The 20,496-nt window shown below is 71.6% G+C and carries 16 protein-coding genes; 10 read left to right on the top strand and 6 right to left on the bottom strand.

Going from position 1 to position 20,496, the window contains the following annotated elements; all coding sequences use genetic code 11:
• Nucleotides 1–185: 185 nt before the first annotated feature.
• Nucleotides 186–4,244, top strand: coding sequence for an HtaA domain-containing protein (locus H9640_RS17230; RefSeq protein WP_191791998.1), 4,059 nt, complete (start codon nt 186–188; stop codon nt 4,242–4,244).
• A gap of 79 nt (nt 4,245–4,323) precedes the next feature.
• Here H9640_RS17230 and H9640_RS17225 read toward each other — a convergent pair whose 3' ends face one another.
• The gene (locus H9640_RS17225) at nt 4,324–5,052 is read right to left on the bottom strand and encodes a response regulator (RefSeq protein ID WP_191791997.1); all 729 of its coding nucleotides are present in this window, start codon (nt 5,050–5,052) and stop codon (nt 4,324–4,326) included.
• The gene (locus H9640_RS17220; RefSeq protein ID WP_191791996.1) at nt 5,049–6,815 is read right to left on the bottom strand and encodes an ATP-binding protein; all 1,767 of its coding nucleotides are present in this window, start codon (nt 6,813–6,815) and stop codon (nt 5,049–5,051) included. Before H9640_RS17220 ends, H9640_RS17225 begins: the two co-directional genes overlap by 4 nt.
• A 225-nt stretch (nt 6,816–7,040) precedes the next feature.
• Between H9640_RS17220 and H9640_RS17215 the strand changes: the two genes are divergently transcribed.
• From H9640_RS17215 to H9640_RS17200, 4 genes are read left to right on the top strand one after another with little or no spacing between them, the layout of a single operon-like run.
• On the top strand, nt 7,041–8,114 hold the full coding sequence (locus H9640_RS17215; protein ID WP_191791995.1) for a Bug family tripartite tricarboxylate transporter substrate binding protein: 1,074 nt from the start codon (nt 7,041–7,043) through the stop codon (nt 8,112–8,114).
• A gap of 1 nt (nt 8,115) precedes the next feature.
• On the top strand, nt 8,116–8,790 hold the full coding sequence (locus H9640_RS17210; RefSeq protein WP_191791994.1) for a tripartite tricarboxylate transporter TctB family protein: 675 nt from the start codon (nt 8,116–8,118) through the stop codon (nt 8,788–8,790).
• Entirely contained in the window at nt 8,783–10,342 is a 1,560-nt protein-coding gene (locus H9640_RS17205; protein WP_191791993.1) for a tripartite tricarboxylate transporter permease, read from the top strand. Before H9640_RS17210 ends, H9640_RS17205 begins: the two co-directional genes overlap by 8 nt.
• A complete protein-coding gene (locus tag H9640_RS17200) occupies nt 10,342–10,731 on the top strand; it encodes a universal stress protein (RefSeq protein ID WP_191791992.1) in 390 nt (129 codons plus the stop codon). The genes H9640_RS17205 and H9640_RS17200 overlap by 1 nt, the downstream gene beginning before the upstream one ends.
• Nucleotides 10,732–10,892: 161 nt before the next feature.
• Here H9640_RS17200 and H9640_RS17195 read toward each other — a convergent pair whose 3' ends face one another.
• Nucleotides 10,893–11,666: an HAD-IIA family hydrolase gene (locus tag H9640_RS17195; protein WP_191791991.1), complete on the bottom strand. Its 774-nt coding sequence runs from the start codon at nt 11,664–11,666 to the stop codon at nt 10,893–10,895.
• Entirely contained in the window at nt 11,666–12,574 is a 909-nt protein-coding gene (locus tag H9640_RS17190; protein WP_318243821.1) for a DedA family protein, read from the bottom strand. The genes H9640_RS17195 and H9640_RS17190 overlap by 1 nt, the downstream gene beginning before the upstream one ends.
• A 157-nt stretch (nt 12,575–12,731) precedes the next feature.
• On the opposite strand from H9640_RS17190, the gene H9640_RS17185 reads away from it, so the two are divergent.
• A complete protein-coding gene (locus tag H9640_RS17185) occupies nt 12,732–13,424 on the top strand; it encodes a TrmH family RNA methyltransferase (RefSeq protein WP_191791990.1) in 693 nt (230 codons plus the stop codon).
• Between the two features lie 169 nt (nt 13,425–13,593).
• Nucleotides 13,594–14,616, top strand: a complete 1,023-nt coding sequence (gene fbaA, locus H9640_RS17180) for a class II fructose-bisphosphate aldolase (RefSeq protein WP_191791989.1) — start codon at nt 13,594–13,596, stop codon at nt 14,614–14,616.
• 203 nt (nt 14,617–14,819) lie between these two features.
• On the opposite strand, the gene H9640_RS17175 is transcribed toward fbaA, so the two are convergent.
• Complete coding sequence (locus H9640_RS17175; protein WP_138826418.1) at nt 14,820–15,275, bottom strand: STAS domain-containing protein; 456 nt, start codon at nt 15,273–15,275, stop codon at nt 14,820–14,822.
• 114 nt (nt 15,276–15,389) lie between these two features.
• On the opposite strand from H9640_RS17175, the gene H9640_RS17170 reads away from it, so the two are divergent.
• Entirely contained in the window at nt 15,390–17,750 is a 2,361-nt protein-coding gene (locus tag H9640_RS17170; protein ID WP_191791988.1) for a SpoIIE family protein phosphatase, read from the top strand.
• A gap of 47 nt (nt 17,751–17,797) precedes the next feature.
• On the opposite strand, the gene H9640_RS17165 is transcribed toward H9640_RS17170, so the two are convergent.
• Nucleotides 17,798–18,136, bottom strand: a complete 339-nt coding sequence (locus H9640_RS17165; RefSeq protein ID WP_191792012.1) for an STAS domain-containing protein — start codon at nt 18,134–18,136, stop codon at nt 17,798–17,800.
• A gap of 69 nt (nt 18,137–18,205) precedes the next feature.
• On the opposite strand from H9640_RS17165, the gene H9640_RS17160 reads away from it, so the two are divergent.
• A complete protein-coding gene (locus H9640_RS17160; protein ID WP_191791987.1) occupies nt 18,206–18,658 on the top strand; it encodes a DUF3151 domain-containing protein in 453 nt (150 codons plus the stop codon).
• 338 nt (nt 18,659–18,996) lie between these two features.
• Nucleotides 18,997–20,283 (top strand): adenylosuccinate synthase, encoded by a 1,287-nt coding sequence (locus H9640_RS17155; RefSeq protein ID WP_191791986.1) that lies wholly within the window; start codon nt 18,997–18,999, stop codon nt 20,281–20,283.
• The last annotated feature ends 213 nt before the right edge of the window (nt 20,284–20,496 follow it).

Genomic DNA, 20,496 nt, shown 5'->3' with positions numbered 1-20,496 from the left:
CCCCCCCCCCCCCCCCCCCCCCCCCCCGCGTCCTGGGAGGTGCGGGGGTGTGACTCCGCGCACAGCAGATAAGGTTTGCCTTGCTTTGGTGAGGCAGCCCTTATATGGTCCACGGGGCGATGGTCGAGAGACCTGTCGCCATGCGTCGCCATCGCGGGCGACCCTGGACCTTCACAGGAGATCGAGTGCTCATCACGCAACGGGGAGGGCGCCGACGCGCCCTCGCGTCACTCCTGACCGGAGCGCTCGTCGCCGGTCTCACGTTCGTCGGAGTCGCTCCGGCAGGCGCCGCCGCCGACACGGTGTCGGGTGGCAGCGCCACCTGGAACTTCACGGACGGCTGGACGGGCTACGTCACGGGCCCGATCGCCAAGGGGACCGTCACGCCTGCCATGGTCGACGGGAAGTCGGTCTACGAGCCGGCGTCCGGGTCGCTCGACGCGGCGGGCACGGGGACCGTGAGGTTCGCCGGGTCGACCACGTACTCGGGCCACGACGGCGCCCTGGGCCTCACCATCTCGGACCTGACGCTCCGGCTGACCTCCCCGACGGCGGGCGTGCTCACGGCCGACTTCGGGGGCACGATCAACGCGGGCACCGGGAACGACGCGAAGGTCGCCGACGTCACGGTCGCCCCGACGCGGACCGGTGACACCCTGACCCTCGTCGCGAGCGGTACCGTCTCGAACGACCTCGCTGCGGTCTCGGACTACTTCAGCGCGTACGTCGGCAAGCCCATGTCCACCCTGACGGCGACGCTCGATGCGCCGCTCCCGGTGGCCCCCGCGGCGACGACCTCGACCACGCTCGCGGTCTCCCCGGGCGGCACCTCGGTCGAGGGCGCGGCCCTCGCGCTGAGCGCGACGGTCGCACCCGCTGCCGCGGGCGCGGTCGAGTTCTTCGACGGCGCCACGTCGCTCGGCACCGCCACGGTGTCCGACGGCGTCGCCCGCCGCGACGTCACGCCCACGACGGTGGGGGAGCGCTCCTTCACCGCGCGCTTCACCCCGGCCGACGCCGCGGCCTTCACGGCGTCGACGTCCGCCGGCGTCGCGCACACCGTGACGGCCAAGCAGGTCGATCCGCCGGCCCCGGTCGCCGACCCCCAGGTCACGGTCACGCCGAACAAGGACGTCGACCCGGCCGTCGCGAACACGTTCACGATCTCGGGCACCGGTTTCGTCGGAGCGGGCGCGAAGTACGGCGCGTACGTGCTGCTCGGCGAGACCTCGCTCTGGAGCGGCGGCTCGGCGCTTCCCGGCACGGGCTGGCTCCAGCAGGCCTTCGTGCCCGCCGCGCTCGTCAAGGACGGCGCGTTCACGACCACGATCACGGTCCCGGCAGGCACGCTCGACGCGTCGAAGTCCTACCAGGTGGCCACCTCGGCCGCGCACGGGCTGTCGGTCACCGACCGCTCGCTCGACACCCTCACCCCGATCACGCTCCAGGGCGAGGCGCCCACGACCCCGGTGTTCGAGCCGAAGGTCGAGGTTTTCGCCGCTGACGGGAAGACGCCGCTGGGGAACACGGTGGTTCGTCCTGGTGACGAGATCGTCGTGAAGGGCACCGGGTTCGACCCGGCGTCGAACGTCGGTGGGTACGGGAACCCGATCCCGAAGACGCTGCCGCAGGGCAACTACGTGGTGTTCGGTGCGTTCGCGGAGAGCTGGAAGCCGTCTGCCGGGGCGACGGGCGCGGCTCGCAAGGTCGGGTCGCAGGTCTGGGCCTTGTCCGAGACGGTGCTCGAGCAGCTGACTCCGACGAACCAGGCGATCATCCGGGCTCAGTGGGCCGACATCACGGCCGATGGCTCGTTCACGGCCAGGCTCACGCTCAAGGCTCCCGCCGCGCTCGAAGGTGGCCGGTTCGGTGTCTACACCTACGGTGCCGGCGGCGTGACGAACGCTGCTCAAGAGCTCTCCGTCCCCGTGAACTTCACGGAGAAGCCGGCCCCGGTGTTCGAGCCGAAGGTCGAGGTGTTCGCCGCTGACGGGAAGACGCCGCTGGGGAACACGGTGGTGCGTGCTGGGGACAAGGTCGTCGTGAAGGGCACCGGGTTCGACCCGGCCGGAAACGTCGCTCCTGAGGGCAACCGTCCGCCGATCTCGGCGGGCAACCCTGCGGGAACGTACGTGGTCTTCGGGAAGTTCGCCGACGCGTGGAAGCCGTCCACGGGTGCGCCGTCGTCGGCTCGCGTGGTCGGTGACCAGCGGTGGGCGCTCAGCCAGGCGGGGCTCGACGCGATCTCGCCCGCGTTCCAGGGCACCGTGCATGCTCAGTGGGCCGCGGTCTCGCCCGAGGGTGAGTTCACGGCCGAGCTGACGGTCAAGCCCGGGCAGAAGTCGGGCGTGGACGTCGCGTGGCCGGAGACCGGCTCGTTCGGCGTCTACACCTACGGTGCCGGCGGCGTGACGAACGCTGCTCAGGAGCTCGCTGTCCCGGTCAGGTACACCGACGCACCGGCCCCGGCGCCGCTCACGGTCACTCCCGGCTCGGCCGCGGTGAAGGCCGGCGAGAAGGTCACGCTGACGGTCGAGGGGCTCGGGGCGGGCGACTCCGTGTCCTCCGTCCAGGTCGGCGGGGCGTCCGCGACGTTCACCGCGCAGGGCGGGAAGGTCACCGCGACCGTCCCGACGGGCCTGACCCCGGGCGCACACCCGGTCAAGGTCACGAGCGCGCTGGGCGCGACGGGCGAGACGAGCATCACGGTGGTCGGCTCGACGCCGGTCGGAAGCCTCCAGTGGGGCGTCAAGGAGAGCTTCCGTACCTACATCACGGGGGGCATCGCCAAGGGCGGCGCCGTGGCGTCCGCCGGTGCCACCGTCAAGGACGGGACGTTCGACTTCCGTCAGACCGGCGGTTCGTGGAAGCCCGGAACCCTCCTCGGGACGGCCAAGTACGGCGGGACGGTCACGTTCTCGGGTCACGACGGGTTGCTCAACCTCACCCTCTCGAACCCGACGGTCGACGTGACGTCGCCCGGCAAGGGCACCCTCGTCGTCGACGTGCGGTCCGCAAACCTCGACGGGACCACGTTCGACGCCAAGCGCGTCCGGTTCGCCTCGCTCGCGCTGAACGGTGCGATCGAGCACGAGAGCGGCTCGGTCACCTACGTCAACGTCGCCACGACCCTGACCGACGCGGGTTCGAAGGCGTTCTCGGGCTTCTACCCCGCGGGTACGGAGCTCGACCCGCTGTTCTTCGTGATGGGTGCCACCAGCACCTCGGGCGGTGGTACAGGTGGCAGCATCGGCACCCCGAACGACGGTTCCGGCACCACGACGGTCGACCCCGCCAAGGCCACCCTCTCGACCTACCAGGTCGCGCCCGGCGGCCAGGTCACGATCAGCGGTGTGGGCTTCGGCGCGAACGAGGCCGGCCTCAAGTCGGTCATCCGGTCGACCCCGCGGACGCTCGCGACGGGCATCACGGCCAACGCCGGCGGCGCCGCGTCGGCCACGGTGACGATCCCGAAGAACCTCGAGCCGGGGGAGCACACGCTGTCCCTCGAGGGTGCGAACCACAAGGTCTCCGCGATCATCACCGTCACGGGCGCGACCAGCACCTCGGGCGGTCCCGCCGCCCAGCAGTGCTACGCGCAGGGCGTCAACGGTGCGACGCTGAGCTGGGGCGTGAGCGACGCGTTCCGCGCATACATCGCCGGCCCGATCGCCAAGGGCTCGGTCTCGACGAGCGGAGTCAAGGACAACGGCTCCTCGTACACGTGGAGCGGTGGCAAGGGATCCTTCAACACCGATCTCGGCAAGGGGCGCACGAGCTTCGCCGGCTCGGTGAAGTTCACGGGCCACGACGGCATCCTGGACCTGCAGATCTCGAACCCGCGCGTTCAGGTCGACGGTGGCTCGGGCACCCTGATCGTCGACGTGGTGAGCAGCGACATGCAGGGCAACAAGTCCACGAGCAAGGGCGTCGCGTTCGCGAGCCTGAACCTCTCGGGCAAGAAGTCGACCTCGGGCAGCACGATCACGTGGACGGGCGCCCCCGCCACGCTGACCGCCGCGGGCGCCAAGGCGTTCGCGGGCTTCTACGAGCCGGGGACGGCGCTCGCCCCCGTCACGTTCAGCTTCCCGGTCGGCGGCGACGTCGAGTGCGACGTGCACTCGGGCCTCGCTGACACCGGCGCCGACTCGGCGACGGTCGCGGCCTTCGGGGTGATGCTGCTCCTGGGCGGCGCCGGCCTGCTCGCCGCGAGCAAGCGCCGTCGGGCACGCGTCGACGCCTGACGACCCACCTGCACGACCAGGGCGGGCCGGGACCTTTCGAGGTCCCGGCCCGCCCTTCGTCGTTCTGCTCCGTGGCCGGCTAGGACGGCGACTCCGCGCTGACCGCGAGGAGCGGCTTGTAGCGGTTCTCGGGTCGACCGGCCGAGCCGTACCGCGGGTTGACCTCGGCCTGGCCGACCGTGACGAGGTGCTCGAGGTAGCGCCGGGCGCTGACCCGGGACATGCCGGTCGCCTCGGCCACGTCGACCGCCGAGGCGTCCACCGACCCGGTCCTGCACACGTCGACGAGAGCCCCGACGACGAGCTCCAGGCTGCGGTCGGACAGGCCCTTGGGCAGCTGGGGGCCCTCGTTGCGGGCCTGCCGGACGAGCCGGTCGACCGTGGCCTGGTCGAGAGCGCCGTCGGTCGCCCGCACCTGCGCGCGGAACCGGACGACCTCGTCGAGGCGGCCGCGCAGCACGGCCGCGGTGAACGGCTTGACGAGGTAGTGCTGCACCCCGCCCGCCATGGCACGCCGCACGCTGTCGAGCTCGCGTGCCGCCGTCGTCGCGATCACGTCGACCGGGGGACCGGGCCGCCGACGGAGCTGGTTCAGCACCGCGAACCCGCTCGTGTCGGGCAGGTAGATGTCGAGCAGGACGAGGTCCGGCTCGAGCACCGAGATCGCTCGTACCGCCTCCGCGCCCGTGCGAGCCTCGCCGACGACGACGAAGCGGGGGTGGCTCTCCACGAACCCGCGGTGCAGGCGGGAGACGAGGGGATCGTCCTCGACGATCAGGGTGCGCAGTCGGTCGTCTGTGGAAGTCATCGGTGCACCGTCCCGGTGAGTCGGTCGAGTGCGGCCCCTGCGGGGGCCGCGGAGGAGCGCACGGGCAGCGTCAGCGTGAGGCGCGCGCCGCCGAGCGGTGAGGTCGTGAACCCGACGGTGCCGCCGCGTCGGGCGACGATCCGTCGCACGAGGGCGAGCCCGATGCCGCGCGCGGTTCCCGCGTCGGAGGCTGGCGTCGGTGGGAGCCGAGAGGAGGGGGCGTCGTCGTGCCGGAGGGCGTCCCACCGGGGTGAGGAGGACGTGTCGGTGCCGGCGCGTGGCACCCGGCGGACGGACCGGGCAGGCTGGGCTCCCGCGTGCTTGGTGCTGAAGCCGGGCCGGAAGACCGCGGCGCGCAACGCCGTCGGGACGCCCGGGCCGTCGTCGTCGACGAGGACGGCTACCTCCTCGGCGTCCTCCTGGACCAGGACCTGGACGGTCCCGCCGGGGCCCGCCGCGTCGATCGCGTTGTCGATCGCGTTGCCGAGGATCGTCAGGACGTCCTGCTGGAGTGCGGCCGAGTCGGGGGAGCCCGGGGCGTCGAGCACCGAGCACGGGTCGACCTCGAGGTCGATCCCGCGCTCGCGCGCCGTGGTCGCCTTGGCCAGGAGCAGGGCCGCGACCTGCGGGCTGTGGACCCCCGGTGCGATCGCGCTCGCCGTGAGCAGGCCGCCGTGCCCGGCACGCTCGATGAAGGCGACGGCCTCGACGTGCTGACCCAGCTCGAGGAGCCCGGACACGACGTGCAGCTTGTTGGCGAACTCGTGCGACTGGGCGCGCAGGGCGTCGGTCAGGTCGCGGGCGCCGTCGAGGTCCTGCAGGAGGGCGTGCAGCTCGGTGTGGTCCCGCAGGACGAGCACCGCGCCCACGGCCCGCCCGTCGACCGTGGCCGGGTTGGCGCGAGCCAGGAGCACGCGTTCGCCCGCGAGGAGCAGCTCGCCGCTCGAATGGTCGCCGGGCCGGTCGGCGAGCTCCAGGAGCTGGCCGTCGAGGACGTCGGTCGCGAGCGACCCGACCGGGGCCTCACCGGGCCCCAGGCCCAGGAGGCGGCGCGCCTCGTCGTTGACGAGCGCGACCCGCCCGGTGCGGTCCAGCGCGACGACGCCCTCGCTGATGCCGTGGAGCATCGCGTCACGCGTCTCGAGCAGGGACGCGATCTCCTCCGGCTCGAGCCGGTAGATCCTGCGGCGGACGAGCTGCGTGACCCACCAGGCGCACACGACCCCGCCTGCCGCGGCGGTGCCCAGCGCGAGGAGCAGGCCGTCCAGGTCCTCGCGGAAGTCCGCGTGGAGCTGCGACTCGAGGATGCCGACCGACGCGGCCCCGATGACGGCCCGACCCGTCTCGTCGTAGATGGGGACCTTGACGCGCCACGACTCACCCAGGGTGCCGGTCTGGGTGCCGATGTAGGTACCCCCGGACAGGGGCACGGAGGGGTCGGTGGACACGCGTTCCCCTATGCGTTCCGCCGTGGGGTGGGACATGCGGATGCCCTCGTCGTCGGTCACGACGACGTAGGTCACGTCGGAGGCCTCGCGGATGACCTCGGCGATGGGCTGGATGGTGGCCGAGGGGTCGATCGAGCCCAGCGCATCCCTGATGGCAGGCAGCCCCGCGACGGACTGCGCGACCCCCGTCATCCGGTCGAGGTACGCGTCACGAAGCTGCCGCTCCTGCAGGGTCCCCGCGACCACGCCTGCGGCCGAGACCACGGCGAGGACGATGACGACCTGCAGCAGGAGCAGCTGAACCCTGAGCGGCATTGCCCATCCCACCGGACCAGTGTGCCCCAGGCCACAGGGGCGGCCAGCCACTCGGACGCAGAACCGAGACGTACTCGTGACCTGACGCCGGAAACTCGCCTGACCACAACGACCACAACGTCCATTACGACCTCAGGGACCACACGGTGCCTCCGCGCTCCTAGGCTCCGCTGCACACCAACGGCCCCGGACTACGACGTCGCGAGGCCTGCTCAAGGAGGAGAAATGGCATCCGTCGTCAGCCCGCGCAGCGGGCACAGCACCAGCCGGCCGGGGCGTCGCCGCCTGGTCGGCGCAGCAGCACTCACGAGCCTCGCCCTCGCCCTCAGCGCCTGCGCAGGTCTCGCCTCGGGAGACGAGGCCCCGGCCGGCGAGGGCAGCGACAAGCCCGCCGCGGTCGGCCTGGCCTCGCTCGACATCATCGTCCCCGCAGACCCCGGCGGTGGCTGGGACCAGACGGGCCGCGCGCTCCAGAAGGAGCTGCAGGCGACAGGGCTGGCGAAGACCATCAACGTGACCAACGTGGGCGGTGCGGGCGGGACCGTCGGCCTGGCCTCCCTCGCGAACGTCACCGAGCCCAACACCCTCATGGTCACCGGGCTCGTCATGGTCGGTGCGGTCGAGACCAACAAGTCCCAGGCCCGCATCGAGGACACGACGCCGATCGCGCGCCTCACCGAGGAACCGCTCGTCATCGTCGTGCCGGCCGAGTCCAAGTACACGACGCTCAAGGAGCTCGTGGACGACATCGTCGCCAACGGCAAGAGCGTCACCGTCACCGGGGGATCGGCCGGCGGCGCGGACCACATCCTCGCGGGGATGCTCCTCAAGCAGGCCGGTGTCCCGTCCGAGAAGCTCGTCGACACGCTCAACTACGTCGCGTACTCGGGTGGTGGCGAGTCCCTCTCCGCCCTGCTCGGCAACAAGGTCAGCGCCGGCATCTCGGGCGTCGGCGAGTACTCCGAGCAGGTCAAGGCGGGCACCTTGCGTGCGCTCGCGGTCACGAGCCCCGAGAAGGTCGAGGTCCTCCCCGACGTCCCCACGCTCCACGACGCGGGCTACGGCTTCGACCTCACCAACTGGCGTGGCGTCCTCGCCCCCGCCGGCATCACGGACGACGAGCGCGCCGCGCTCGAGGACGTCCTCACCGAGCTCCACGCGTCCGAGGAGTGGCAGGCCACGCTCGACGAGAAGGGCTGGGCGGACGCGTTCGTCACCGGCGCGGACTTCGACGACTACCTCCAGCAGAACATCGCCGACATCCAGGCGGTCCTGCAGGACATCGGTCTGGTCGCCTGACATGTCCTCGTCCCCTGTCGTCCCGCCCGGTGAATCCCCCGCACCGGGCGGGGCCTCCCCCCAGGTCGCCACGGTCCGTCGCGCCGACTCGCGCGGACAGGACCCGGTGACCGAAGAGGTCCCGCTCACCGGCGGGACCGGGCCGTCGCAGGCCGGGGCGCCGCACACCGCCGCGGCCCCCAGGCGGCGGATCGGCGAGTACGTGGTCGCCGGGGTCACGATCGCCCTGGGCGTGTTCGTGGTCGCCGACGCCGGGACCATCCAGGTCCCGGGCTCGACGACCACCATGGGCCCTCGCGCCTTCCCGTACCTCGTCGGCGGCCTGCTGCTGATCTCGGGCGTCCTCGTGCTGATCGGGCTCCTGCGCGGGAAGTTCGGCGAGGAGGACGACGGCGAGGACGTCGACCCGGACGTCAGGACCGACTGGAAGACGGTCGCGCTCCTCGGCGTCATCTTCGTGGCGCACGTCTACACGATCAACCTCGCCGGCTGGCCGGTGGCGGCGACGCTGCTCTTCGGCGGGTCGGCGATCGTGCTCGGGGCCCGCCCGTGGTGGCGCGCGATCGCGCTCGCCGTCGTCCTCGCGCTCGTCATCCAGTTCGTCTTCGGCGGACTGCTCGGCCTGTCGCTGCCCCCCGGCCCGTTCCTCGAAGGGGTGAGCTCGTTCCGTGGATAACCTCTCCGCACTGATGGAGGGCTTCGCGACCGTCGCGCAGCCCGTGTACCTGCTCTACGCGCTCTTCGGCGTGTTCATCGGGACGGCGGTCGGCGTCCTGCCGGGCATCGGTCCTGCCATGACCATCGCCCTGCTCCTGCCCCTGACGTACTCGCTCGACGCGACGGCCGCGATCATCGTGTTCGCGGGCATCTACTACGGCGGCATGTACGGCGGGTCGACGACCTCGATCCTGCTCAACACGCCGGGCGAGTCCGCCTCGATCGTGACCGCGCTCGAGGGCCACAAGATGGCGCGGCTCGGGCGCGGTGCCGCGGCACTCGCCACGGCCGCGATCGGCTCGTTCGTCGCGGGCACCATCGCGACCGTCCTGCTGACGCTCGTGGCCCCCGTCATGGCGAGGTGGGCGGTCCAGCTCGGCGAACCCGACTACTTCGCGCTCATGATCGTCGCGTTCATCACGGTGGGAGCGCTCCTCGGCAAGTCCGTCTCGCGCGGCATGGTCGCCCTGGCCCTCGGACTGTTCCTGGGCCTCATGGGCACGGACACCCTGACCGGGCAGCAGCGCTTCACGTTCGGCGTCCCGAACCTCGCCGACGGCCTCAGCGTCGTCATCGTCGCCGTGGGCCTGTTCGCGGTGGGCGAGGCGCTCTACGTGGCCTCTCGCCTGCGGCACGGACCGGTGCACGTCATCCCGGTCGAGAAGGGGTGGCGCTCCTGGATGAAGCCCGAGGACTGGCGCCGCTCGTGGAAGCCCTGGCTCCGCGGCACCGCGATCGGCTTCCCCGTCGGGACCATCCCGGCCGGTGGCGCCGACGTGGCGACGTTCCTGTCGTACGCGACCGAGCGCAAGCTCGCCGGCAAGCACAAGGACCAGTTCGGCAAGGGCGCCATCGAGGGCGTCGCAGGCCCGGAGTCGGCGAACAACGCGGCGGCCTCGGGCGTCCTCGTCCCGCTCCTGACCCTGGGGCTCCCCACGACCGCGACCGCGGCCATCATCATCGTCGCGTTCCAGTCGTACGGGATCCAGCCGGGTCCGATGCTCTTCCAGACGCAGTCGTCGCTCGTGTGGGCGCTCATCGCGAGCCTCTACATCGGCAACCTCATGCTGATCGTCCTGAACCTGCCGCTCGTGGGCATGTGGGTCAAGGTCCTGCAGATCCCCCGGCACTACCTGTACGCGGGCATCCTGCTGTTCGGGGCGCTCGGGTCGTATGCGCTCAACTTCTCCCCGATCGACGTGCTCATCCTGCTCGTCATCGGTGTGGTCGGCTTCTTCATGCGGCGCTACGGCTACCCCGTGGCCCCCATGGTGGTCGGCATGATCCTCGGCCCCATGGCCGAGGACCGTCTGAGGCGCTCCCTGACCATCAGCCAGGGAGACCTCTCGTACCTCGTGACGAGCCCGTTCGCGGCCACCGCGTACGTCTCGATCCTGGTGATCGTGGGCCTCGGCCTGTGGCTCAAGAGCCGCGAGAAGCGTGCCAACGCCGAGCTGTCCCGGCTCGGCGAGGAGATTCGCGAAGAATCCCAGTCGCAGGAGGTGAACTGATGACCGTCGTCCTCGCCTACGCGCCCGGCGACCTCGGAACCGCCACCGCCCGCTCGGCGGGCCGGTCGGCCGCGCTGCTCGGGTCGAAGGTCGTGATCGTCAACGCGACCCGGGCGGACCGGCTCGTCGATCCCCGGTGGGCCGACGAGGCCGAGCTGGCCCACGTCATCGAGATCCTCGACGAGGCGCAGGTCGGCCACGAGGTGCGCCACCTGAAGTCCGGCGCCCTGCCGGCCGACGTGGTCCTCGAGGTCGCGGAGGAGGTCGACGCCGAGCTCATCGTCGTCGGCCTGCGCCGCCGGACCCCGGTGGGCAAGCTCGTGCTCGGCTCGACGCCTCAGCAGATCCTCCTCCGGGCGAGCTGCCCGGTCCTGGCGGTCAAGGCCTGAGGCGTCCACGGACCGCCGCCCCGGTACCCCGAGCTGGTCGGGGGGCCGGGGCGGTGCGCTGTCCGAGGGAGGGCGGCGGGGCCCGCCTGGAGGCGGGGCCCGCCTGGAGGGCAGGGCCGCGCCGAGAGGGCCGCGGGGACGGGGCCGCCCGCCGAGAGGACTCAGACGCGGTCGACGAGGTCCGCGATCGAGTCGACGACCTTGCTGGGCCGGAACGGGAACGTGTCGACCTCGTGGAGCTTCGTCGAGCCGGTCATGACGAGGTACGTGTAGAGCCCGGCCTCGATGCCCGCGACGACGTCGGTGTCCATGCGGTCGCCGATCATCGCGGTCGTCTCGGAGTGCGCGTCGATGCGGTTGAGCGCGGACCGGAACATCATGGGGTTCGGCTTGCCCACGAAGTAGGGCTCCCGCCCGGTCGCGGCGGTGATCATGGCCGCGACGGCACCCGTGGCGGGCAGCGGCCCCTGCTGCGAGGGGCCGGTCGTGTCCGGGTTGGTGCAGATGAAGCGTGAGCCGCCCAGGATGAGGCGCACGGCCTTGGTGATGGCCTCGAACGAGTAGGTGCGCGTCTCGCCGAGCACCACGTAGTCGGGGTCGGACTCGGTGAGCGTGTAGCCGGCCTCGTAGAGAGCGGTCGTCAGCCCGGCCTCGCCGATCGCGTAGGCGCTGCCGCCCGGGACCTGGTCGCTCAGGAACTGGGCCGTGGCCAGCGCGGACGTCCAGATGGACTCCTCGGGCACCTCGATGCCCGAGGTCGCGAGGCGCGCGCGCAGGTCGCGGGCCGTGAAGATCGAGTTGTTCGTCAGGATGAGGAACGGGCGCTCCTTGTCCCGCAGCGCCCGGATGAACTCGGGGGCGCCGGGGATGGCGTGGCCCTCGTGGACGAGCACGCCGTCCATGTCGGTGAGCCAGCTCTCGATCACGCGAGGCATCAGTCGTCCTTTCCGGGGGAGTGCTCGACGGCGTCCGTCGACTTCTCGGGTCGTGTCACCGGTGCGGTCGTCGCCTCGGTGGGGGGCGCGGCGGGGGCCGCAGCGGCCTCGCCGGTGGTCGACGCGGCAGGCGTCGCGGAGGCGGCGGCGAGCTCGGAGACGGTCGCGGCGTCCGCGAGGGCACCCGTGCCCTGGGCCTTGACCCGCTGGGACTCCCGGCGGGCTCGGAGCACCTCGATCACGACGGGGATCACGGAGACCGCGACGATCAGCACGAGGATGGTCTCGATGTGGTCGTTGACGAACTGCACGTTGCCGAGCCAGTACCCGAGCAGCGTCACGCCGACGCCCCAGACGAACGCGCCGATGAGGTTGTAGACCACGAACGTGCGGTAGCGCATGCCGCTCATGCCGGCGGCGACGGGCGCGAAGGTCCGCAGGAAGGGGACGAAGCGCGCGAGGATCACGGTGCGACCGCCGAAGCGCTCGAAGTAGTCGTGCGCCTGGTCGATGTACTTGGTCTTCAGGACGCGAGCGTCGGGCTTGAAGAGCCGCGGACCGATCTTGTTGCCGATCAGGTACGCGAGCTGGTCCCCGAGGAACGCGGCGGCGAAGATCATGCCGCACACGAGCCAGATCGACAGGTTCAGCTCGTCCTGCGCGACCAGGAGGCCCGCGGTGAAGAGCAGCGAGTCGCCGGGCAGGAACGGGAACAGCAGGCCGGTCTCGATGAAGACCACGGCGACGATGCCGAACACCGCGTAGACGCCGAAGCGCTCGATGAACCCGCTGATCATGTTCCGCGCGTCGAGCCAGTCGGGTCCGAGCGCGACCACGTGGCTGCCGTCGACGGCGGAGAGTGCGGCCGTGGCATCGGGCAGCGCGGACGTGAGCAGGTCGGTGAGCACGCACCCAGCGTAGTGGGCGCGCCGTCGGGCCTTCCCTGGGCGGCGTGGCGCGAAGGTGAACGTCGTGGGTGGATCGCACGTCTTCGGTGCCGTGGCCGCCCGCCCGGCGCGTCACGAGCGGGACCGTGACCCGAGCGGGAGCAGCGACAATGGGACGGTGACCGCCCGCCCTGAACAGCCGCAGCCCGACGATCCGACCCCCCGCGGCGAGGACGAGGTCGAGGTGGGTGTCGGTCCCTGGCCCGGGGGCAGGGCGGCGTGGCCGACCGACCCGCGCTACGACGCCGAGCTCCTGGAGCACGGCGACCGCCGCAACGTCGTGGACGCGTACCGCTACTGGACGGTCGAGGCGGTCGTCGCGGACATGGACGCGCGAAGGCCGCGCGACCGGCGTCTGCACGTCGCGATCGAGAACTGGGGCCACGACCTCAACATCGGCTCGGTCGTGCGCACCGCGAACGCGTTCAACGCGGCCGGGGTGCACATCGTGGGGCGGCGCCGCTGGAACCGTCGCGGTGCGATGGTCACCGACCGCTACCAGCACGTGAGCCACCACCCGCAGGTCGAGGACCTGCTGGCCTGGGCCGCGGAGCAGCACGACGGGGCGGGCATCCCCGTCATCGGGATCGACAACGTCCCTGGCTCGGTCCCCCTCGAGGGGTACGTGTTCCCGCCCGAGTGCGTGCTGCTGTTCGGCCAGGAGAGCACGGGGCTGACGGCCCAGGCGCGGGCGGCGAGCCGCGACGTCCTGCACATCACGCAGCACGGCTCGACGCGGTCGATCAACGCGGGCGCCGCGGCGGCGATCGCGATGCACGCATGGGTCACGCAGCACCTCACGACCCCCTGACGGGTAGGCCCGCAGCCCGCTCCGTGAGACGTCCCAACCCGTGGTGACGAGCGTCCACCTGAGGGACGGGCGACACCCCCGGTAGGGATCCATGACAAAATCATGGGGATAACAGGGCGCGCGGCAGTGTCGTCGGCACCCACCTCCTTCCGTCATTGGAGTTCTGCAGATGGCTATCGCAACCCCCGAGGTCTACGCCGAGATGATCGACCGTGCGAAGGCAGGCAAGTTCGCCTACCCCGCCGTCAACATCACGTCCTCGCAGACCGTGACCGCTGCCATTCAGGGCTTCGCCGAGGCCGAGTCCGACGGCATCATCCAGGTCTCCGTCGGTGGCGCCGAGTACGCGTCCGGCTCGACGATCAAGGACCGCGTGACCGGTTCGCTCGCCCTCGCGGCCTACGCGACCGAGGTCGCGAAGAAGTACGACGTCACCATCGCCCTGCACACGGACCACTGCGCCAAGCAGAACCTGGACTCCTGGGTCCGCCCGCTGCTCGCGATCGAGGCCGAGCAGGTCAAGAACGGTGGCCTGCCCACCTTCCAGTCGCACATGTGGGACGGCTCGTCCGTGCCGCTCGACGAGAACCTGGTCATCGCCGAGGAGCTCCTCGAGCTCTCGGTCGCCGCGCGCACCATCCTCGAGATCGAGGTCGGCGTCGTCGGTGGCGAGGAGGACGGCCACACGGCCGAGATCAACGACAAGCTCTACACGACGGTCGAGGACGGTCTCGCGACCGTCAAGGCTCTCGGTGCGGGCGAGAAGGGCCGCTACCTGACGGCCCTCACGTTCGGCAACGTGCACGGCGTCTACAAGCCGGGTGCGGTCAAGCTGCGTCCGTCGATCCTCGCGGACATCCAGAAGGCCGTCGGCGAAGCGATCGGCAAGGAGAACCCGTTCGACCTCGTCTTCCACGGTGGCTCGGGCTCGACGCTCGAGGAGATCACGGAGGCCGTGGACAACGGCGTCATCAAGATGAACATCGACACCGACACGCAGTACGCGTTCACGCGTCCGGTCGTCGACCACATGTTCCGCAACTACGACGGCGTCCTGAAGATCGACGGCGAGGTGGGCAACAAGAAGGCCTACGACCCGCGCGCCTGGGGCAAGCTGGCCGAGGCCGGCATGGCTCAGCGCATCGTCGAGGCGTCGCAGCAGCTGCGTTCGGCGGGCCAGAAGATCCGCTGAACCCGGTGACCCGCCCACCAGGGCGGTGACCCCGGCGGGGACGTCCCGCCACCTGGAGTGCCAGCAGGCCCCGGTCCGTCACGGACCGGGGCCTGCTGCGTGCTCTCGGGAGCCTGGGGTGGTGGACGCCCGACGGCGGGGCGGCCCACGTCAGCCGACGCCCGACGGCGGAGCGCACCGACGGCGGTGCGCCCGGCCCGGCGTCAGCGGTCGGTGCGCGGCAGGCGACGACTGCCGTTGAGGTGCGTGACGCCGTCGGGCAGGTCGAAGCCCGGGTCCTCGTCGACGATGTCGAGCATGTCGCCGATGCGCGTGACCTCCAGCAGGAACCGCACCGTCGGCGGGGCGCGCAGCACCCGGACCCGGTGCGGCCCGCGGGTCGCGAGCCGGGCGAGGAAGGCCACGCCCGAGGAGTCCATGAAGGTCACGTGATGGGCGTCGATCTCGACGGGCAGACCCGTGGCCTCCGCGTCGGCCGTGGCGTCCAGGAGGTCGGCGCCGAGATCGGCGTCGATCTCTCCCGACAGCACGATGCGTGCTCGGGTCGCCCCGACGATGACGTGGACGCTCGCAGGATCGGCCTGGTCCGTGACGACGCCGCTCGCCCCGAGTTCGGGGTCCTCGGGCTCGCTACCAGCCGTGGTGTTACCGTCGCGCACGTTGCTCCTCCCAGCGTGGACCGGACCCGCACAGGTCTCGGAGATCACCAATCTACGGTTGAATGTCCACTCGGGACAGTAACGCGCTCACGGCAGTGTCGTTCGGAGGTGGAAATGGTCGGCTCGTCGAGCCTGGGTCTGGGCTCATGGGGCCACGTTCCGCGTGCCGGAGGAGCGTCGCTGCCGCAGGGCGCGGAGGAGCTTCTCGCGCGCGCCGTGCAGCGTGCGGGGATCGCCGCCTTCCTGCTGGGCCCGGCCTCGGGGGGCATGCCCGTGCTGTGGGTCAACGACGCGTTCAGCCGGCTCACGGGCTACGCGACCGACGAGGTCGTCGGGCGTCGCCCGCAGTTCCTGTCCGACCTGCTCGCGGACCAGTCGGAGGCCGAGCCTTTCCGGGCAGGGGTGCTCGAGGGCCGCGAGGTCAGGCGGACGGTGCAGCACGAGCGGCACGACGGGTCGATGATCTGGGTGCAGCTCACGCTCGCGCCCGTCGACGAGTCCGGGGGCGAGGTCGGCCACTGGGCAGGCTCGATGGTCGACGTCACCGAGTACGTCGACCGGTCGGCGGCCCAGCTCGCGTCGCTCGAGCTCGAGCGCCGCAAGCGTGCCGGTCTGGCGATCATCACCGAGACCTCGGACCTGCTCAACGACCTGGACTATCCCCTCGCTCTGCGGGAGATCTGCGACGTCCTCGAGGGCGCGCTCGTGGAGTGGGCCGGCTTCTACATGAACGACGACGGCCTGCGGTTCGCCGAGGGCATCGACACCACGACGCCGCCGAGCGGGCGCGGGCAGCGCCACGGTCGGTACATCGCGGACGGCGCCGGCATCGTCGAGGGCGCCATGGGGCAGACCGACGCGCTCGGCGACGCCACGGGCCCGGCGCTCCTGGTCCCGGGGACCGTGATCGACCTGCAGGACACCGTGCAGGACCTGCTCGACGGCCGGATCGACGGCCCGGTGCGGCTCGACCTGTCGGCCGAGTACCCGCAGTGGTCGGCGTCGGGCTGGTTGAGCCGCGACGTCCGTCAGCGCACCTCCACGCTCGCGGGCGCGCCACGCGAGGTCCTGCTCCACGCGATCGCGGGCCGACGACGCGTCCTGGGGCTGCTGGCGACGAGCGGTCTACCGGCCTCCCCTGCGACGGCGACGGACCCGGAGAGCGCCGACGCGGTCCTGCGCACGCTCGCACGGCGCGCGGGCCTGGCGATCGACAACGTGCGTCTCTACGCCCGTGAGCACCGGCTCGCGGAGACCCTGCAGCGCGCGATGCTGCCCGAGCAGGCCGACGTCACGGGGCTCGACGTCTGGACGTACTACGCGCCCAACTCCGAGCACGCCCAGGTGGGCGGCGACTGGTACGACGTCCTGCAGATCACGCCCGACGTCGTCGGGCTCGTGATCGGGGACGTGGTGGGGCACGACGTCGAGGCCGCTGCCGCCATGGGGCAGCTCCGGTCGGTCGTGCGGTCCTACGCGTACGAGCTCACGACCCCCGGGCCCGTCCTGGAGCGCGTGGACCAGCTCGTGGTCGGCATGCGTATCCCGCGGTCTGCGAGCCTCGTGTACGCGTCGCTCGTACGGCACGGCGAGCAGCCGTCGGACGAGGACAGGTCCGACGAGCCCGGCGAGGACGCCTCCGGGACCGATGACGGGGGCGCGGGGGACCTGCAGCGCTGGACGATCGAGTACTCGCGGGCGGGGCACCTGCCGCCCCTGCTGCTCCGGGACGGCGAGGTCACGCAGCTCAACGAGGCCGGGGGCTCGCTCGTCGGCTTCGGGGTGGGGACGCGCGCGACGGGACGGGCCGAGCTGGTCCCGGGCGACGTCCTGCTCTTCTACACCGACGGTCTGATCGAGCGCCGGGACCGCGCGCTGCGCGTCGGCCTCGACGCCCTGGTCGAGGCGACCCGTGCGATCACCGCGATCGACTCCGCGGGGATCGGCGAGGAGCTCCTGTCGCGCCTTGCGGACGCCCCCGAGGACGACGTCGCGCTCGTCGTCGTCCGGGTCCCGGACCCCGTGACCGACCCCGTGACCTCGGCCCTGAGCCCGCGGAGCCGGCGCTGGCTCCTGCCGAGCGAGCCCGCGTCGATCGGACGGGCGCGGCACGCGGTCCTGCGCACCTGTCAGGCGTGGGACCTCGGCGACAGCGCCAACGCCGAGCTGGTGGTGTCCGAGCTCGTCGCGAACGGTGTCCTGCACGGGTGGGGGCACCTCGCGCTGCGGCTCTTCGACACCGGGGACGGTCTGCGCGTGGAGGTCGAGGACTCGAACCCTGCGCCGCCCGTGTCGACCGACGGGCACGTGCACCGCATGGGCGGGTTCGGGATGCAGATCGTCGAGCGCCTCGCGGACTGGGGCTGGCGGCCGGCCGGCTCGGGCAAGCTCGTGTGGGCCCGGATCCGACCTGCCAGCGAGCGCGCCGAGCGCGCCGAGCGCGCCGAGCGGGCAGCGAGGTCCGAGGAGGGCTGAGCGGCCCGGGGAGGGACGAGCGGCCCGAGGGGGCCGTGCCCGGCGCGTCAGGCGCTGGCGCTCACGGGCGGGTCGCACCGGTGGTCCGCGTCGATGCGGAACAGGTCGAGCGCACCGCACACCTCGAGGACGAACAGGTCCCGGTCGTCGCAGCCACGAAGCACGGTCGCCCCGCCACGCTTGCGGCCGGAGTCGGCGAGCGAGATGAGGAAGGCTGCGCCGGTCGAGTCCATGAAGGTCACACGGCACATGTCGATCACGAGGAGCTGGCGGCGCAACCCGACGACGCGGGCCGCGATCTCCGGGAACTGGTCGCGTTCCGCGAGATCGAGGTCCCCGGCGATGACGAGCGTGGTCGTCGCGGGGGACGTGGAGATCTCGATCATGCTCATGACTCTAGGGTGCGGGGCGTCTCGTTGCACATGCGCTCGTCAGGAGCCTGCGAGAATCGCTGGATGTCTCACGCACCCACGCACCGCAACCTCCTCGACGGGCCTGCGCCCGTCCGCCTCCCGGCCGAGCCGGACGTCGACGCGGCGATCGCCCGGGGGGACGACGCGTTCGCCCTGGCGAGCGCGTTCCCGGCCTCGTCGCTCCCGTGGGCCCTCCTCGCGGAGGCCACGCTGCGCGACGGCGACGGCGACGGCGACGAGCACGCGGCCGTCACGGCCTACGCGTTCGCCCGCACGGGCTACCACCGGGGGCTCGACGCGCTGCGTCGCGCCGGGTGGCGCGGTCAGGGGCCGATCCCGGCCGACCACGTGCCGAACCAGGGCTTCCTGCGGGCGCTCCTGGCGCTCTCGCGCGCGGCGTCGCTCATTGGTGAGGACGGCGAGGCCGAGCGCTGCGCCCAGTTCCTCGTCGACTCGGGCACGTCGGCCGAGGAGGTCGCGGCGCTCGCGGGCTGACGTCCGCGCAGGGTCACCGCGCGCCGGCGCCGGTGCGCCCTCCCGCCGCCCGACGACGCCGCGCGCGCTGCGTCGTCGGGAGGCGGTGAGCCCCCACGGTGGGCCGAGGGGCTTTCCGAGGTCAATGGCGGGTAAACTCGTCCAGGCTTCCGGGTGACTGCCGCCCGGACGCGCCTCGGGCCCGCGCAGGACCCGTCGGCGGCACGCGCCGTACGTCGATCTCCGGTCGATGGTGCGCGACGCGGTCGTTCGCCGACCGGACAGTCCTGACGTACGTGCCGGTCGGTGCCGGTCCGTGACCTGGTCCGAGGAACAGGCAGTCTGAAAGTGGGGAATCCATGCCAGGCGTGGTGCTCATCGGTGCCCAGTGGGGCGACGAAGGCAAGGGCAAGGCGACCGACCTCCTCGGGTCGCGGGTCGACTACGTGGTCAAGTTCAACGGCGGCAACAACGCCGGGCACACGGTCGTCATCGGCGACGAGAAGTACGCCCTGCACCTGCTGCCCTCCGGCATCCTGTCGCCCGGGGTCACCCCGGTCATCGCGAACGGTGTCGTCGTCGACATCGAGGTCCTCTTCCAGGAGCTCGACGACCTGATCTCGCGCGGGGTGGACGTCTCGCGCCTCCTGGTCTCCGGGAGCGCGCACGTCATCACCGGATACCACCGCACCATGGACAAGGTCAGCGAGCGCTTCCTGGGCAAGCGCCGCATCGGGACGACCGGGCGCGGGATCGGGCCGGCGTACGCCGACAAGATCAACCGCGTGGGCATCCGCATGTGGGACCTGTTCGACGAGAAGATCCTCGCGGAGAAGATCGAGGGCTCGCTCGACCAGAAGAACCACCTGCTGGTCAAGGTCTACAACCGGCGCGCGATCACGGTCGACGAGACCGTCGAGGAGCTGCTGGCGTACGCGGACCGCGTCAAGCCGATGGTCGCGGACACGTCGCTGATCCTCAACCAGGCGCTCGACGCGGGCAAGAACGTCCTGTTCGAGGGCGGCCAGGCCACGATGCTCGACGTCGACCACGGCACCTACCCGTTCGTGACGTCGTCCAACGCGACGGCCGGCGGCGCGCTGACCGGCTCGGGCGTGGGCCCCACGAAGATCTCGTCGGTCATCGGCGTCATCAAGGCGTACACGACCCGTGTCGGCGAGGGCCCCTTCCCCACGGAGCTCTTCGACGAGATGGGCGAGTACCTGCTCAAGGCAGGTGGCGAGTACGGCGTCACCACGGGTCGCGCGCGCCGCTGCGGCTGGTACGACTCGGTGATCGCCCGGTACTCGAGCCGCATCAACGGCATCACGGACCTGGTGGTGACCAAGCTCGACATCCTCACGGGCATCCCCAAGATCCCGGTCTGCGTCGCCTACGACGTGGACGGCGTCCGCTACGACGAGATGCCTACGGACCAGACGGCGTTCCACCACGCCACGCCGATCTACGCCGAGTTCGACGGCTGGACCGAGGACATCTCGGGCTGCCGGTCGTTCGAGGACCTGCCGGCCAACGCCCAGGCGTACGTGCGGTCGCTCGAGGAGCTCTCGGGAGCCCGGGTCTCGGCGATCGGCGTGGGGCCGTCGCGCGACGCGATCATCCCGCTCCACGACCTGCTGCACTGAGAACTGCCTCGCTGGGACGCTGGTACCGGTCGCCGTCCTCCTCGACCAGGGGAGGTCCGTCATGACGGACACGTCGACCACGAAGGGCCCCGCGCTCGACCGTCCGATCGGACACGTCGACGCGGGGCCCTTCGGCGTCCCGCCGCCGCAGCGGGTGATCTTCGTCATAACAGCGTGTCAGAAACCGGACAGGACTGCACAAGTCGCCCGGGT

Source organism: Oerskovia gallyi, assembly GCF_014836745.1.
Taxonomy (GTDB): Bacteria; Actinomycetota; Actinomycetes; order Actinomycetales; family Cellulomonadaceae; genus Oerskovia; species Oerskovia paurometabola.
This window is presented reverse-complemented; position numbering and strand designations above follow the sequence as displayed.

Coding starts and splice junctions, on each gene's coding strand:
- fbaA (WP_191791989.1), top strand. CDS start 13,594: ATGGCTATCGCAACCCCCGAGGTCTACGCCGAGATGATCGACCGTGCG.
- H9640_RS17160 (WP_191791987.1), top strand. CDS start 18,206: ATGTCTCACGCACCCACGCACCGCAACCTCCTCGACGGGCCTGCGCCC.
- H9640_RS17220 (WP_191791996.1), bottom strand. CDS start 6,815: ATGCCGCTCAGGGTTCAGCTGCTCCTGCTGCAGGTCGTCATCGTCCTC.
- H9640_RS17200 (WP_191791992.1), top strand. CDS start 10,342: ATGACCGTCGTCCTCGCCTACGCGCCCGGCGACCTCGGAACCGCCACC.
- H9640_RS17215 (WP_191791995.1), top strand. CDS start 7,041: ATGGCATCCGTCGTCAGCCCGCGCAGCGGGCACAGCACCAGCCGGCCG.
- H9640_RS17225 (WP_191791997.1), bottom strand. CDS start 5,052: ATGACTTCCACAGACGACCGACTGCGCACCCTGATCGTCGAGGACGAT.
- H9640_RS17165 (WP_191792012.1), bottom strand. CDS start 18,136: ATGATCGAGATCTCCACGTCCCCCGCGACGACCACGCTCGTCATCGCC.
- H9640_RS17170 (WP_191791988.1), top strand. CDS start 15,390: ATGGTCGGCTCGTCGAGCCTGGGTCTGGGCTCATGGGGCCACGTTCCG.
- H9640_RS17195 (WP_191791991.1), bottom strand. CDS start 11,666: ATGCCTCGCGTGATCGAGAGCTGGCTCACCGACATGGACGGCGTGCTC.
- H9640_RS17210 (WP_191791994.1), top strand. CDS start 8,116: ATGTCCTCGTCCCCTGTCGTCCCGCCCGGTGAATCCCCCGCACCGGGC.
- H9640_RS17155 (WP_191791986.1), top strand. CDS start 18,997: ATGCCAGGCGTGGTGCTCATCGGTGCCCAGTGGGGCGACGAAGGCAAG.